An 18251-nucleotide genomic window follows, 5' to 3' on the forward strand; every position below is an offset into this window, starting at 1 on the left:
TATCTTCTACTATAGCTCAAAGGCTCCAGATATAACGGCAAGAAAAAACCTCTGGAACCTTAAAGTTGCCTGTAGACGCATTAAAGTTCTCTAAAGGTTTCTTTACTACCTTCACGTATTCTATTTACCCACGGAGACAATACTTCATTATTGCTAACCTCTTTTATAGCATACTTTTCACTCCATATGCCACATCTAGTGAAATTACCTTTCTCTACTGCTTCTTGAAGTTTCACTCCTCCAAAAAGGCAGTTTTTTCCTATTTCTTCGCCTCTTTTTTGTAACTCAGCCCACATTTCTTTGTTTTCTACTCTCACTTGTACTTGATCATATTTTTTTACATCGTGGTACAATATAATATTTAGCTGACCAATGCTTGTAGGAAATTCTAATATAATAGAGCTTTCATCTGACATATCGATATAGTTTCTTATACCTCCCTTCTCACTTTTAACCTCAACTGCATCATTGCCAATTTTTAAAATATTACTTCCTAAATCTCTCAGTATTTTGGCTACTTCTATCTTACTATTTTCAGAGAACTCTATATACGATGTTGTATTGTCTATCTCAATATCTATTAATTCTCCTTCTTGAAGAGCACTTTCGCCAGCTTTCTCTAGTTCTTCTAGTCTCTCATCTATCTGTGGCTGAACTTCTTGCTGTAGCTCATTATAGATTTCACCTATCAATTTATTCTCCAATAAAGTATCATGAAACTCTGCACCGCTTAGCATTAATTTACGTATTAGCTTTTTACGATCAACCTTATCAAATTTATGAAAATGTGTACCTAATACTACATACTCTGCAAAACTCCATTCCCCGTCATCACATGCATTTATTCTTGCTCCTGAGGCTAGTACTTTGTCTATAACTTTGTGCAATTCATTTACATTCTTTGCCTCTACCACTTCACTTTTTAACCAGCTCAAAGTTTCTGCACTCGGCTTTATTTTTTTCAAAGCTGAAGCAAATGGATTTTTATCTTCTTGATCACTTACAGGTTTTGTGCCATAAACATAGTCAAATCCTTTCCCATAGTTGATTTTGTTTTCGCGAACTTCTCTACCAGGGAAAGGTGCTATTTCTTCAGGCTTTTTAGCCTTATTAATTTTGCTTACAAAGGTGGATTGCTCCTTAGTACGACCAATTCCTACAATAGCATTTAACACCTCACCTTTTGATAAGATCAATGTTTAACTCGTAAGTACCTCCTTCTTGATCATCAAAAGGTACAATTATTTTATTACTCATATTAGCCTCCGCTATTAAATATACTTTACTAAGTCTATAACCGACTTTATTACTTTATTATTAATTCAATATATACTTTCTCATTAATTATAAGCAATAATTAATGTGATTGCAAATACTTTCTTCATTCAAGTAGTTAAACAACTCATGAAAATCTTCAAACATCTGCTTTATAACAGTCCTTGCTCTTTAAAGCTAAAATACCCAACACTTGTGATGATAATGTGATCCAGCAACCTAATCCCTATAGTCTGACAAGCTTTAGCCAAGTCTTTAGTTACAGCTTCATCCTCATCAGATGGCTTTAACCTTCCTTCTGGGTGGTTATGCGATATTATTATTGACGTCGCTTTTCTTATTAATGCTTTTCTTGTTACTTCTCTTATGTAAAAAGGTACCTTATCCACTGTACCAGTAAACACTTCTTCCCCCTTTAAACGGCACTTTTGATCAAAATATATTATTTTCATCTTTTCCTCCTCTGAATAACCAATACTCACCCTTAAATATTTTACGATGGTTTCCAAGTTATCCATTACAGGTCCTTTTTTTAACTCTTCTCTTGGTACTCTTTTTGCAGCTTCCTTTAGGCATAAAATTACTGCTACTGTAGAGTCAGTTATCCCTTCTACAGTTTTCAAATCATCTATTTCCTGGCCTAAAACTCCTCCTATTCCAAAACTATCTATTAGCTTTCTAGCAATAATTCGAGCTTCTTCCCTGTCATGCACTGCACTTAGAAACGTTTCTATTACTTCACGATCAAGTAGAGCTTTACCGTTGCTTTCTAATGCTCTGAATTCTATTTCTTCTCTACGATCCTTACTACTTTTCTTATTATTCATAAAAATTACCCTTCACTAATAACAAAATGTTTTTATATATTTACTGCTGTTTTTTGTCAGCATTGGCATAAAGCCATAGCTTTTGAGTGAAGTCAAATCAATTTTTAAATCTTTTTTATTTATTTTTTCATTAAAAAGTAAAAATGTTAATAGATACTGATTTTTTTATTTTAAATTTGTTGAATTTCGTCTAAAGAGATGCCCACTGTTTTTAAAATAATATTGATAGAAATTCCTTCCTTAACTAAATTCTTTGCAATTTTCATCTTTTCTACTCTCTTCACTTTCTCTTTGCAAACTTGTATGCTTTCAAACAGAGATTTTATTAGTACATGACGTAATTCTTGGCTTTTAATCTTTTTGTATTCTTCTATTAACCTTGATAGTTCCACTTCACTATTCTCATTTTCTCTTGTTTCTGGAAGCAGACCTGTAATATTAATTAATAGTACCTTTGCTATTTCATCTAACATTTCAAGTGAAACAGCAGCTCGTCCTTGTTCATATTCATATATTCTTTGATTTATTATGCCTACTTTACTTGCTAAATCTTCTTGAGTGTATCCTCTTCTCAACCTCCATTCTTTTATTCTTTGACCTACTTTATACGGAATAGAAATTTTTTTCTCATCATTATCATATTCATCAATAGATAAACTGGTCGTTTGAGAGATAACATGAGCAGAAACTCCTTCCTTAACTAAACCCTTTGCCACCTCTACTTTTACTGCCTTTCCACTTTCTTCCTCACTAATACGGATGAATTTAGTTAATAAATAAAACGTTTCACGTAATTCTTGGTCCTTAATCTCTTTATGTCTTCTTACTAGATTTAATATCTCTTCTTCCTCATACCTTTCCTCATTTGATACTTCTTGTCCGCAAGCTAGATCTCTAGCAGTTGTTGATAATGCTTCTGCTAATTCATATAACTTCTTAATTGAAATTCTGCGTGTTCCTTTTTCATATTGCAGTATTACCTGATATGTTGTATCGATTTTTTTTGCTAAATCTTTTTGAGTATATCCCTTTGCTAACCTACGATTTCTTACTTCCTGTCCTATTACTTTGTAATCTAAAAAATTAGAGCATTTATTCTCTTTTTTCACATTTTATACTCCATAACCAGAAGAGCTGTTACGTATACTTAATTGGGAACCTTTTTGACAAACTGAACTCATCTCCTTTCAAACAATTTTTCTATATCACTTAGTTTCATTTCTATATACGTTGGTCTTCCGTGATTGCATTGCCCAGCATAAGGTGTTTCCTCCATTTGTCTCATCAACTCATTCATCTCCTCCAACTTCATTTCCCTTCCAGCTCTAATTGACCCATGGCACGCAATGGTAGCTAGTATCTTGTTCACTTTTTCTTCTATAGGTAGCGTATCTCCTATCTCCATTAATCTATCAACTATATTCATCACCATCTCTTTCACATTTATTGTTCCTAAAATTGCAGGTATTTCTTTCACCCTTACTTTATCTTCTGATTCTATTTCAATACCAAAACCCATTTCGAAAAGCTTATCTTTATACATTTCAACCATCTCCATTCCTGCTTGGTTTTTAATCTCGACTATTTCAGGAAGAAGAAGCTTTTGCCTTTTTATGCTTGATTTTTGTTTTAAGCACTCATAGATCAACCTCTCATGAGCTGCGTGCTGGTCTACTATAATTAATTTGCCTTTAGCCTCAGCAATAATGTAAGTATTGTAGACCTGACAGCGTGCATATCCTAGAGGATGATCCGCTATTAAATCAATTTGCTTCCTTTCTAAAACCATCGTTCCCTTTTGGGGTGGAGATTCTCCATATTTAAACGTTTCTGGTAAGCTTTGCCTTCTTTCATCTGGTGCATTGAATTCTTTCATTAGACGATTTTCTAAAAGATTTGGCCTCCTTTCGTAAAATTCTTTTCGACCCTTTACTTCTCTGCTTTTTCCATTATTAACACGCTCATTATTCCTTTGACTTTCACTAACATCAAGAGGCGAACCACCCAGTTCTTCTCCAATACCTTGACACCTAGATCCATCAATATCACTCACTGAAGAGGTACCTATTCTCATTGACAACGCTTTTATTAGCCCTCTTCTCACTATTTCATATATTAACCTCTTATTTTGAAATCTTACTTCCGATTTATTTGGATGCACATTTACATCTACTTGGTCATATGGTACTTCTAAATGCAACACTGCAAAAGGATACCTATTGTCTGGAATAAAATCGTGATACGCATATCTAATTGCACCAACAAGTAGATTGTCTTTTTTTGGCCTCCCATTAACAAACGTATAAATCTGAGTTGAGTTGCTACGATTGACATTAGGTTTACAGATGTGTCCCTTAAGTTTGATGCCTTCTTCTTCCTCTTTAACTTCCAACGAATTGCTCTGAAATTCTTCTTCTACTTCACATAATCTGTTAAATAATGAAGTTTGCTTAACATATTTTAAGAGCTTTTTATTACCGGAAGTGAGAGTAAACCCAATACTATAATTAATCATCGCTAAGTTATTCACAATATCAACAATACTTTGTGTTTCTGCCCTTTCGGTTTTTAGAAATTTTAGTCTATTTGGAGTCGCAAAAAATAAGTCACGAACTTCAATATATGTACCTTCCAATAGAGAACAAGGGATAACTTCTCCTACTTTTTCTCCTCCTTCATACCTTATAGACCATGCTTCCTTTGCTCCACTTGCCTTAGACGATAATTTCATTCTACTTACTGCTGCAATTGAAGGCAAAGCTTCTCCTCTAAACCCAAGGTGCTTGATTTCTATTAACTCACTATCGCTTAATTTTGAAGTAGCGTGGCGCATAAACGCAAGTTCCAAATCTTCCTTTTCTATTCCATTTCCATTATCTGTCACAGTTATAAGATTGCGCCCACCACTTTCTATTTTGATCTCTATTTTTGAACTTCCAGCATCTATTGCATTTTCTACTAATTCCTTTACTACACTTGCTGGCCTTTCGATTACTTCACCCGCTGCTATACGGTTTATTGTTTTTGTATCTAAAAGAATTATTGCCATAGAAGCTTTGATTGAAAGTAAAATATACCCTTCATGACTTACTTTGTCTAAAATTTATATCTCTTTTTTGGTGTCTCTGATTTCTGTATTTTAGTTTTCTTCCTATAGCTTGCTTTCTAATTATACATATTACCCATTGTAAGCTTATACTATGTTGTAAAGCAGTTTCATCTAATTTTTGCCATGTTTTCAACCCGAATTCTGGATTAGATTTTGGCAAATTATTGAAAATCTTGTCTTTTTTAATTAAGTCTGATCAAATTTAAAAGTGGCAGTTTATTGCGTGTTTCATGCTGCTAAACTATTAAAATTCTTAAATTTTACTGAATTATAGCCCTTCTAATAATAGTGGCAACAGAATAAAATAGAGATTTAGGGTAATAAGAAGGTAAAAGTGCCAGCAGCGTACAGTTATGACTTAAGGAAAAAAGCCATTCAGGCGTTAGATGAAGGAGAGAGTAAAACAGCAGTAGCAAAGAGGTTCAAAATCGGTAGAGTAACATTGTACAAATGGGAGAAAAGGCGGAAAGAAACAGGAATCGAAGAAACTGAGAAGTAGAGGCTATAATCATAAAATCACCGATTGGAATGCGTTTGCAGAATTTATAAAAAAACACGGCGGTAAAACACAATCAGAGGTGCTGAGGCAATATATAGTCATCAAACGATTCATACAGCTCTAAAAAAAGTGGATTTAAACGCAAAAAAAGACTTATTGATATAAAGAAAGAAATGAAGAAAAACGTGCTGAATTTTTGAAAGTCATATCGGCAGAGTCCCCTAAAAATTTGATATATTGATGAATCTGGTATAGAGAATACAGAATATACGGATATTGCAGAAAGGGAGAAAGGTTTCATACACTAAAATCAGGTAAGAAAACTCAGCATGATTGCAGCTTTAAGTAAGGGAAAAATCTTTGCACCTATGACCTTTGAAGGGTATTGTGATACAGAGGTTTTTAATGGCTGATTCGAGCAATTTTTGGTACCAATATTACAGTCTGAGCAAACAGTGATTTTGGATAATGCAACTTTTCATAAATCCAAGAAAACAAGTGAATTTGCCAAAGGTATTGGTGCAGAGATTCTGTATCTTCCTCCTTATTCTCCAGATTTTAATAAAATTGAGCATTATTGGTTTACTATAAAAAACCGAGCCAGAAATAATGTACCTCTGTTCAAATCTTTTCGTCAAGCTGTCGATTCTGCTTTTTTATGAGATGTTCTCACTATTGGGTAAAAAGCTATAACTCCTCATTTAGCTGTGGATTAAAAATTGTGGAACTTCTCTTACTTGCTTCTCTATTTCCTCCTAATTTAGAATTTGAACTTTCCGTAATAAAAATGTAGAGAACGATAGATAGAATAATCCCCGATTAATCTTGCAATATTCGTTAAAATTCAATAGCAAGTAGTTGCCTATCGATACGCATTCATGCCTTCACCTAAATAACCTTTTTTTCCTTTTTCAAACACTGCTTCAATTGTAGTATTAGTTAAAGCTGTCTTTACCTTTATGAGCTCCGACTTCTTTCCACTATCAAGCTTTCCTCCATTAATTCGGGTATCTAGTACGGCTATAAAATCCTCCTTTACGCTTTTTATTATACTTGCATCTTCTACGGTAAGGCTTTCTCTAAAATTTATCTTACCTAATTCTTTTAGATTCCTTGATTGAAACTTATCTATATCTCCACCTATTCCATGCCACTCGTTTGCATACTTTGGAACATTTTGTGTATGACCTAGAAAATTTACGAATTCATTATAAAGCTGTTCAGATTGTTTTACCATCTCGTGATTAATCTCACCAAGTCTGACTACATGCGCTGCATGAATTTCTCTTCCTTTGTTGCTACTCTGATCTTGAGATTTACTTGATCCACTTTTGACTACTTGATTCCTTAGTATATTTGTTTGTTCAGAAGCTCTTTGTATTATTCCACCAATACGAAAAAAGCGTGTAAAACGGTCTTCTAGGTGATCAGATACGTTACGTTCCCTATATTGATATTCTTCGTAACCAAGAAACTCTTCATTATCAAAGGATGACGATTCAAAATCATGTATTACCTTCGAACGCTTTCTTGCAGATGCACCACCAAACGCACCAAGAGATATAGGAAGCCGGTGCCAGCCTTGCTGAATGTGATACCGTATTCCTTTATCATGTTTAATACAATCAGCTACCTTATCTCTGAATCCTTCTGGTGATATTATATTTTTTAATTCAGGTATAGCTTCTGATAAAGCCTCATATAAGCAATTATTTTTTGATTCACTACTTCTATTGTTTTCTGATGTGATGCTTCCACAAAACTCAAAATGATTATCTTTGAGCTCAAGTGGAATAATTATCCTTTCTGATCCTTCAGACATAGAGGAAAATTCTTGTCTTATACCACCATCTCCTTCGACAATAATGGTTAGTCCTGAAATTACAACTCTCTGCTCTTTTAGTATCTTATATACTACTTGAGTACACGCACTAACACATATCATATCCATTGGAATGTTTTCTCGGACTATATCTGCGAGCAAGTCAGGATTTCTAGTTTTAATCATCAACTTTCGCAAATCTTTATGATATTTTTCCGTAATATGGTTTTCTGTTTTAGATGTATTGTCACATTGTTGTTCACTCTGTAGCTTTTCCTTGTGCTCCTGTTTCAATCCTTCAAAGCGCTCAAAATACCCACTTTCTTTGTAAGACTGATATGCTTCTTGCACTTTTTTTCCAATACATCTAACCAGATGATTAGCGCCTTCTTTAAGGACAGGGCTCACAATATGCCGTGCTATAATTTGCCCAGCCTTTTCGCGAAGCAATGATTTCCACTGATCAATTACTCCTTTTTTAAAACTCTCATAATCTTTCTCCACTTCTTGTTTTTGATTGCGTTCTAAGTCTTTTTCCAGCTTATTTAGTCTACCTTTTATTTCCTGATCTAAGTTACCTAAAAGATTATTAGTAATCACTATTATATTGGCAATCTGAACAGAACGTTCTGACCAAACCATTATCTTACTAATAGCATGAATAGGTAATACCAGCTTATTACTTGTTTTGCTTCTTTTTTTAACAGCTTCTGCAATTCCTTGAGTTACACTACTAGCTATCTTGTTGGCAATAGGTAAAAACTCTTCCACATAACTTTGCCTAGTAAAGACACTCTTAGTTAAGTCACCTATAACTTTTTCTGCTCTTTCTCTTCCTAATACTTTATAGGCTTTTTCTAAACTTATAGAGATATTATGTTCTTCTACTTCGCGTTCAATATCTGACAAAATATCAGAGGCTATGCCTTCACATAGTGCTTGAAGGTAATTTTCAACGAGTGTATCAACTCCTGCATTAGCTAAGCCAAGCGCTAACCCTTCTATAGTTTTTAATGTAATACGCTTTGCAACTTCTTTTCCTACTACTTTCCAACCTGCAGTTTGAATCAGCCGAGTTCCGGACATTTCTGCTACTTTCTTACCAAATTCAAAATTAGGTCCAGCTAGTTTATGACCAAAACGTGATACCTTAGCACCTCTTGAAAGATAAGCTCCTATACCAACAGTAACAGCTGTCATCATTAAACTTTCAAGCTTATGTTGTCTATAATCTTCCCAACTAAAATGGCCTGATTTTAAAGCACCTGCTGCAAAGAAGAGATCATTTACACCCTCGCTAACAAATGCAGCACCAACATGGGTCATAATACCCACTGAATATAACTCTATAGCAGTACCTACAGCTATTTGGCTTACTCCCATAGCAGTTACTGCTACAGTGTTGATAAGCATTTCTTGTGTCCATTTCTTCTCTTCTAATTGTAAAAGTTGATCTAATCCATTGAGAAAAAAGACATGCACTTCCTCTATATTTGCAAATTCACCTTGACCACAAAACTCAGTTAGAGATTTTAGTTTACTATCAGGAACCTTTAAAGCTTTCAATGAACTTCTTGATCTTTTCAAGGTGCTAACAATATTTTTAATTGTATCTTTTTTCGCTAGTTGTAATTGATTGTCTAAAACTTTTTCCACTATTTTATCAATACTTTGCAACTTGGTCAGTACGTTTTCATGGCTTCCTTCGGGAAAAAAGTTTAAAGGTTTTTGTCTTTTGTCAGGGCTATTAATATAATAAAGATCTTGTACTAAAGATTTGCCAGCATTTTTAATGTTTTCCTTGCTAATACCCTCATCTTGTATAGACTGCATTGGATCGTACTGGGTAATCCATCCTTTCTCAACCAAGAAGCCAAAAAGCTTTTCTATACACTCTTCTTGAATGAGTGTACTTTTAGAAAGTATACATTTAAAATTATCTTTAGTCATTTTTTGACTATATATACTCTTCAACTTTTCCTCTAAGTCTTCATCTTTAGTTGCTACCATAGTAGGTCTGATAATTTTCTGTTCTAATAATTCCAAGACTAAACTTTGATGTGGTTTTGTTATTAATTGCAGACGAACAGGAAAGTTTTTTTCTTCTAGCTGCACTGCAATTTTTTGAAGGGCTATTCTATAGGTAAAACATGTAGATAATAGTCCTTTTAGGACATTCTCATAAACTGGACAGAAAGAAAGCTGAACTTGTTTGATTTCATCAAATTTGATCTTTAGTCCATAAGCACTATTTTCTGAGCCATCCTTTTTTTCAATGACCTTTTGTTTAGCTAGTTCTGCTAAAATTTTTTCAGCTTCACTTTTAGTGATATTTACTTTAGTAAAGTCTTCCAGAGTAATGGAATCGTAACAAGGAAAAGTCATAGATTCAATTTTACTTTGGTCTATATGCGCTTTTCTGTTAAATGAAAGTACTCCTCTCTCTTTCAATATTTTATATTTGTCTTTGCCTACAATCTTTATAAAATCATCTTTTTTAAAAATATTACCTTTATTTTTCTGTTGTGTAACCCATTCTACATTTAAAAGAATCTGTTCATTATTGAGCTCTAGAGTTTGCTTTTCTAACTCTTTTTGGTTTATTTTTCCAGTCAGATGATCCAATAATGAAGGATCTGTTTCTTTCAATTTTTCATTATTAACTACAACACACTTAACTTCTTCATTTAAGATTTTTTGTTTAATCAATGACTTCCAAAATGCTTCTCTGCTAGGCAATTGTACTTCTTTTTTTAATTCTTTTTGAAATTCTTTCTCATTAATTTCCTTCCCTTCATATTTGGAAAGAAAAATTTTTAATGTTTCAACTGATACTCCATAGCCAGCACTGATCACTTTTAGCTCTTCTTCAGAAATGCTCTTTTTTACTCTCGGCTTTTTTAGCATGCCCTTTTCAAGAAGATCCTTATATAGACTTTCAGCCAGCTCTTCCTTAATATCATTATTAGCAAAAGATTGTGGAGTAATAGTGTGTCCAAAAATATCATCTATAGACCGTGAAAACATATAATAAAGGTTAGCCAAGCTCTTTTGCTGTTCTTCATAAGCGTCGATTTGAATGATACTTTCGTTATTATTCTTCTTAATCTTACCAATAATACCTGCTGCATTGATAGCAAATTTACTATGCTCATCTAAAAGCCTTGCAGCTTCTCGCAATTCTTGCTTAAATTCTTTCAAAACTTTCTCATCTTCTTCTTTTAAAGGCTTTTGTTCTAAATCAACCTTCTTTACTAATGCAAATGCCTTGTAATAACGTGCTGCTTCAGAAAAATATGGCTCTTTTTTAATCACCTCATCAAACAGCTCAAGGGCATTTTTATGAGCATTTTTATGTTCCTCATTTTGAGAGAGATACTTTCCAAGTTTAATCATTTGAATTGGATTTTCTTTAACCCAGGCTAACCAGTTTGTGCTATCATATTCAATAATTAGAGTTGGAGGTCCTTCATACGAAGGTAACCACTTTTCGCTATACCCAGTGTCTAAATTCTTTAATCGTGAGATAAATTTGTCCAGTAGGTTGTAAAGATTTCTTTTATCCTGTTCACCTGTCAAATTTCTTACATATTTAGTGTGTTCATCTAACCAGAAAGCCCATTTGTCCAAGCAACTCTGCAATAAAATTTCTTTAACTTCAGTAGGTACTTTTTTATCATCAAGGTCTTTCTTCAATTGTTCGTACTGCTCTTTGAATGCTTTAAAACAGCTTTCTTCCATAGTAATCTGAGTATCATAGTAAGCTTTAATGTCAGATATACGATGTAATTCTTCCACATCACGCTCTTTCTTTAAATCAAGTATTTTTGAGTTACTATATTCTTGTCCTTTTGAATCCATGATGATTAACTGACCAGAACCCTGGTCTCCACTTCTTGCTGCTCGCCCAAATGCTTGCTGTTCAACTCGAATATTGCTAGGTAGGTAAGTTAAACAAACATGTAATCCTTCTGCTTTCCTCAATTCTTCTGTAATTTTTATGTCAGTTCCACGGCCAGCTAAGTTCGTTGCAATAATAATCTGTCCTTGCCCCAGCTCTTTGTTACCTTGAACAATTTCAAACCCTTTATCAAACTCTTCGTAATCTCTTGTATATGTATGAACATGTTTTGCATCCTTTCCTCCAAAAGCTTTGTATAAAGTCTCTACATCATTTACTGTTTCACAGATGATTAAAACAGATCGTTTTTTTTCCTCAGTTAGCCTTTTTGTTTCATTACATATGCGCTTTATCCATTCATCTTTGCCAGTACAAAGAATAGGTTTTTCCTCACGAAATTGCTTAGACTTGGCTGTAGGGATAGTTACAAAGTCTACCTCATGTATCTCCTGCAATAAATCTCTTTCTCTCTGTGACCCTAAGGTGCCTGTTAATCCATATAAGTTACTGTACAATTTAAAGAAAGAAACATTAGAGATAAAAACAGCTTTTAAGCTTTGTAAAGATAATTTACATCCATGTTTGAGTTGTAAAAATTGGTGTAATGCTTCATCCCATTGAGAATTAGCTTGATCTGTTCCTGTATCTCTATCAAGAATTGTAATATTAGGATTGCGATCTGGACTACTTCCGGTTTTATCTACATCCACTACATAATCCTCTCCTGCTTTCATGAAGAACGCGGTTATAGCATTATTAATCCAAGATTCTAAGTGCTGTTCAATAAACGGTCTGAGATTATTGGGAACATGTATAAATTTTTCTCTTTCAATGCACTCTTTTAAAAGGTAAAGAAAACGATCTTTGTAACAATTAAATTCAGGTGAAAGTACTTTATTAAGTTCATTGTCATTAATGTTTCCTTTTAACAATTTGCCCTGATCATCTAATATCTCAGTTTTGATTAAACGTTCCCACATAATATTTTTTTGCTGCTCGCTTAATTCAGACCCAAGCTTTCCAATATCTTCTTTTTTCACCAATCCATATAAGTCACTTATCACTGCTTCTTTAATTGCTTTAGCATCAAAAGCATAGCAAAGTTCTTTATTATCTCTAGCTGGTCTATTAATCCACTGCCAAATGTAAATGTAAACAGATTCCAGCTTATCTAGTCCTGCCAGATCATGAGATAAGTACAACATATTGTTACCTTTATCGAGCAACATACTATCTACTTCATCAACAATTACATTGTTAAAATTACGATCTCCTAAAATATTTTTCCCATAAAATTTATCTAATAAATAATCGCGCTGGAAATTAGATAAATCACCATATACCACTTGATTACCTGAATATGCTTCCTTTCTTTTTTCAATATCTTCACTACAGTTATGTGATACATTAATACCAAATAAACTATAGATATCTCTATTATCCTCAGCATCACGTTTTGCCAATACAGAAGAACTAGTTATAACATCTACTTTCTCTCCACAAAGTGCTTTCATAATTGATGCTGCTACTACAATTAATGATTTTCCCTCTCCAGTAGACACTTGTGCTAGGGTGCTGCGATCATTTGTCAATAACGCCAATACAGTTAATTTTTGAGTATCACGAAGCTTAAATACTCTTTTTAGTTCTAATTCTTTTTTTAACTCTATTGCTCTATATATTACAGCAAGCATTTCCTCTTTTACATCTTGCTTTCCTTCACCCATATTGCTCTGAAATTCTTTTACCCAATTTTTAATATCATCTTCCGTAAAACTACCTATAGGTTTTTCAGCAGTTATATACTTATCAATACTTTCAATATAATTCTTAATTTTTGGCAATTTGTTTAAAATTTCTTTCGAAGTATTAGCATTACTTTTAATTAGTTCAACTAACTGAGTTATCTTCCGTTCTTCTTTATTAGCAGTAAACTTCTCCTGCATTTTCTGTGCCCAATCATCAATTCTACAACTGTTAAGGGTATTTAACTCTTCTGTACTTAAGTTCCATTTTTCATTATGAAAATTAGATAAAATGTTAGTAAGCTTATCAGATGACAATTCTTGTTTTTTCTTTTCTAGAGCCTCTATAAATTTCTCCGATAAAAGAGCACCAAAAATATTCTCTATAGATAAAAGATAGTAAGAAGCTGTTGGTAAGTCATCCTTTTGCCAATCTACTAATTTTGATAGCTTGCATGTCCAGTATTTTTCTTTCAGTGCATAAGGCCACTCAGATAACTCTAGTCCTTCTAAACTAACTGTTTCATTTGGAATATTACTTAATAAATGCAGAATATCTTCAATGCATTGAGTAGAAATAGGATTGCTTGATTTATGTTGATCCAACTTTACTTTAAATAACAGTAAAACGTCCTTACTTTCTATTTTCGATAAGTACTTTCTCCATTCAGGTTTCTCTATTAATGTTTTTTTGAAATAATCTTCGAGTTGTAATAACATCAATTCATCTATCCAACTCTTTTGAGGATAAGCTGCAACTATCCAACAAAAGATATTCAATTCTTTTTTATCTTCAATAACAGAAGTTAGAATTGAGTTCACTAAACAATATAATTCTTGAGAGGATACATGTCTTCCTTCGCTAGAAAAGCTTTTCAACATGTTATGCAAAATTCCTTGCTGCCCAATATATTGAGATGTAATTTTGTTCAATCGCTCTTTTAACTGTTGTTTTTCCCCTTCAGGAAAGTATTCTATAATTTTTTCTATATCTTCCTCTTCATTAAAATATTGTTCATCTTCTGAAGGACTGTTATTAGATAAAAAAGCTTTATTCTTTAAGTAATTATCAAATTCTTGTTTTTGTTTAAATGGGTCAATTTCTATAAGAATCCTTGCGTAAAAATTATCTTTTTTCTTACGCTCTTGCTCTAACTTTAAGTAGTTTCCATCTATATTTAATTGTATAAATTCATTATCTCTACATAATATGTGAATAATTTGCTTAGATGAAGGATTGTGATCACCTTGCAGAAACAATTTATTATCTTGATTTTCAGCGTATAATCTAATATTAACATCGAAAATGTAGGCTAATAATTCCCTATAGCTTTCTGATAATAAGCCTTTTTCTTGAATATAATCATCGTATTTCTGAAGAACAGCTTGATCTTTGCAACACTCTTTCCAATCATATTCTTGTCTAAGTTGATTATTAAAACGATTATAAAGAGCCTTCAAAAAATCGTCTTTTTGTATTTTTTCTTCTAGCTTACTTCTTAGAGATTTATCTTTAATACTTTCAATCCATAAACTAAATACTTCTGCATGTCTTGGCTGGGATAGCTCTCTTTTAAACGCCTCAAAGAATATATTCAAACTGTGTTCTTGATCTTTTAGAAATTTTTTATGTTTGTTATAATATTTTTTAACATCTGTATGTTCCTCTTCTAATTTTCCTACTTCTAAAACAAACGCTCTAATTGAGTATTTTAAAGCTTTATTCTCTGTATTCTGTAATTCTTCTTTACCGAATTTAGAAATTTTCTCATGTTGTTCTGTACTATTTTTATAAAGATATTGATTCAGAGTTCCTAAAATATGGTGAGAAATATTGTTATCATTTCCTTTTGCTTCAATGAGATATCTTGCTGCATTTTCAGGTGTTAATTCTACATTATTTGTAACCTCCTGATAAGGTGGTAATTGCTTTACAATTTCTTGCAATGTAGCAAGTCTATACTTATCAATCAAAAGCTTCTCTATGTCTTGTAGCTCTGTATTATTTTGTAAGCTACTCGTTTCAGGAGGGCTACCTTTTAAGGTTTCAAAAACTAAAAATAACTGACTAAGCTGAGATAAATTAAGTTCTGCCTTTTTTAACTGAAACCAATTGTCTAGCAGCAATGGTTCTTTTTTTAGCTTATCAATAAAACTTTCAACATCAATAGTCTCTCTGTAAGTGGTACTAGATGTTGTAATAAAGATATCATTATGATGCTTACTTTTGTTCTTGTAAGGAGAATGACGCTTAATTCCTAATTCTGTAGTTTGCTTTTCCTGCTGCTCTTGATTTTCAACAATTGCTTGCAAAGCATGTTGTTTAGTACTCTCTAAATCGGATTGTAAATTCTGCAACGTACTTCTTTCTATAGAGCTCAAATGATGAGAATAGTTAGCTAAAATGCTACTTTGTGAAATGTTTTTTTTCCTTACAGCTTGTGCGTGATGTTGTCGGTCATTGTTTTGTCTGGTATTTTTTCTTTCTTCACACCTTTTTTGCTTTTTATTTTCAATACTGGTAGCCTTGATGCCAGCATATTTGTCCTTATATGGACACCATACTCGATCACTTGGATCATTATCTTTATCATAATATTCTAGTGTACATTTACTGTTTTGATCTCCACCACGAAACTTAAATTCTTTCCACGATTGATAGTCCAAGTAACCCATATCCCAACCATTTTTCCCATGGATACCATGTAGACCTCCCTGTCCTTTTTCTCCTTCTTCTACTTGCGTAGCATTTTTTACAATGCCAAATTCCTTGCTGCTATTTTCTAGATTTCTTACTATTATCTCTCCGGCATATCCTCCTTGACCACCTAAACCATATTCTCCACCATGTCCTCCAGGTTGCCCTAATGATCCTTTATAGAGAAGAAAAGCTTGATAGCGCAATGAAAGGCTACCATGACAATAAGAAAAAATTACCTCATTTCCTTGATTTTTTGTTACTTCTATAAAAATATTACCTGCTGAACTGTCTTCACTGTTTTTATACAATTCGTTTTTTATCATCAAGGAATTTTTCTTTATGTTCTTAATAGTTTTTGAGACTAATTCCTTTCTAACTCCTGGTGGAGCAGCAAGCTTAACAACTGAAGGAAATTCATTATCAAAGTCTGTTTTTGTAATACCTACTCCATCCTTACCATCTCTTCCATTTCCACCATCTTGTCCTTTACTACCCTTACCACCATTTGAAATAATGGTAAAATTTTCCGGATTTTCTATTTTCTCTACTAGAATCAAGACATTGCCACCACTTTCCCCAGGATAACCATCTGCCCCTTGTTTACCATGACCATCTTTTCCAGTACCTGCATTATCAGAATAGGTATGATTGTTATCTTTCCCAGATACATTCCAGGTTACTTTATCATGTACTTTTATTGTTTTGGTTAAAACAACTACATTCTTTCCGTACCAAACTTTATTTTTAAAATCTGCATCAATATGTATAACATCAGCGCCAACAAAGCGTACTTCCTCTATATTTGAATTCTCTGAAAGTGTATTTTCTAATTGCCATAAAATTTCACTGACAACAATGTTCTTACCTGTTACTTCAACAACTAATCGACCATCTATTCTTCTTTCTTGTACTTCTACTGGTTTTATATAAGCACCTATAACCTCCTTAAACTTGTCTATTAAAAAAAGATCTTCTTTCTCCTTTAAGCCTTCTGTCACTTTTTTCAAAACTATAAGATTTTCACCATAAGTATCTACTTCAAGCTTCATAATATTATTGATCAACTTATCAAACGATAAATCACCACGACAAAAGTCTTCTAATTCTAGTTCAACAATAATTGATTGAAGATTTTTAGAGGAACTTAAAAAGTCAACAAAAGTTTCTAGAAAAACTAATTCTTTTTCAGCAGAATCAATATAGGCAACTATTTGTTCCAAGCACTCTTTTTTAAACCGACTTATGAAAACTTTTTCATCTTCTTTCCTAACCAATTTATAGTGCTCCATTAAAAGGGTGTAATACTCAAGTTGGTTTAAAGGATTAGGAATCTGGCTAAAACCCTGTATGTCATCTAGTGAATTAAAAATTTCTTGAATAACAGTACGGCTTTTACTTTCAGTCAGTTCTTTTAGTAAATTTGTTGTTTCTTGTAGCCAAAGCCTTGCGCAATATTTTATATATTTTCTCTCAATATAAGCATTGTCAATAGTGCTAAGCGATCTATGAAGCCTTTCTTCTATATAATCTTTAACTTGTACTAAATTACTTCTATACTCTTTAACTTCTTTGCTAATAATATCTTTTATCTCCTGTTTCTTATCACTATGTTCCTTCGTTGCATTTACAGTTTTTTTGAGATTGTCACTAGTTCTCTTATATCGTATACTCAGTGCAGGTTGGCCAGCCAATTGATACACTTGACCTAAATAGTCAGACTGCTCTGCAGTAATGAAAGTATTTTTGTACTCAGGTACAGTAATTGCATCTTCTAGCATATTAATGACTTTTAACAGCTGAATATTTTGAATCCGCTGTCTATTCTCAGCAGAGCATTGTTGCAAAGGAACCTGATTTATACTACCTAAAACAATACATAATTTTGTGTACTTTTTGAATTTATTAAAAGTGCTATATTTTGTCAGCAGATCTTCTTGCTGCTCATGTATTTTCTTTACTTTTGTCAAAAACTTTTCAGCATCATTCTTTAATTCTTTTGTCCTGTCTGAATAGCCTTCTCCAGAAACTTCAGCAAGCTTCTCTAAACATTTTTCTAAACATTGTTTTACGCTTTCTAAGTTAACCTTATATTTATTAAACAGCTCATCATTATAGTAGCACGCAAGGTTATAATAGTGGTAAGCTAAACGCTCATAATACTGTGAATAAGACCAAGAATTAGTATTTTCTCTTATGTCCTTCCTTAGCTCTCTATACCGTTTATTTAATTCTTCTGACACGTTTGCTAGCCAAGGCTCATTTCCTACCCAACTCCCCAAAGAATTTAAATACTGAATAGCTTGCTCAATATTCAAAACAGAGCTTACATTTCTTCCACTGTCACTAATCTGTTGATTTTGAACATTAAACAT

General features: G+C 33.0%; 4 protein-coding genes and 2 pseudogenes. 1 reads left to right on the forward strand and 5 read right to left on the reverse strand.

Annotated elements, in window-relative coordinates:
• Positions 1-80: 80 nt before the first annotated feature.
• The 4 genes and pseudogenes from AAGD93_RS03425 to mutL all read right to left on the reverse strand — a co-directional run bounded on the left by AAGD93_RS03425 (position 81) and on the right by mutL (position 5151).
• Positions 81-1257 (reverse strand): annotated as a pseudogene (locus AAGD93_RS03425) (hypothetical protein).
• A gap of 170 nt (positions 1258-1427) precedes the next feature.
• Complete coding sequence (locus AAGD93_RS03430; RefSeq protein WP_264953762.1) at positions 1428-2102, reverse strand: RadC family protein; 675 nt, start codon at positions 2100-2102, stop codon at positions 1428-1430.
• 170 nt (positions 2103-2272) lie between these two features.
• Positions 2273-3211, reverse strand: coding sequence for a helix-turn-helix domain-containing protein (locus tag AAGD93_RS03435; protein ID WP_264375354.1), 939 nt, complete (start codon positions 3209-3211; stop codon positions 2273-2275).
• Positions 3212-3279: 68 nt separating this feature from the next.
• Complete coding sequence (mutL, locus tag AAGD93_RS03440; protein ID WP_341819866.1) at positions 3280-5151, reverse strand: DNA mismatch repair endonuclease MutL; 1872 nt, start codon at positions 5149-5151, stop codon at positions 3280-3282.
• Positions 5152-5545: 394 nt separating this feature from the next.
• Here mutL and AAGD93_RS03445 point away from each other — a divergent pair.
• A pseudogene (locus AAGD93_RS03445) lies at positions 5546-6372 on the forward strand (IS630 family transposase).
• 200 nt (positions 6373-6572) lie between these two features.
• Here the strand turns inward: AAGD93_RS03445 and AAGD93_RS03450 are convergent.
• Positions 6573-18251, reverse strand: a complete 11679-nt coding sequence (locus AAGD93_RS03450) for a DEAD/DEAH box helicase (protein WP_341819867.1) — start codon at positions 18249-18251, stop codon at positions 6573-6575.

It is taken from the genome of Wolbachia endosymbiont (group A) of Brachyopa scutellaris, assembly GCF_964026995.1.
GTDB classification, from domain to species: domain Bacteria; phylum Pseudomonadota; class Alphaproteobacteria; order Rickettsiales; family Anaplasmataceae; genus Wolbachia; species Wolbachia pipientis.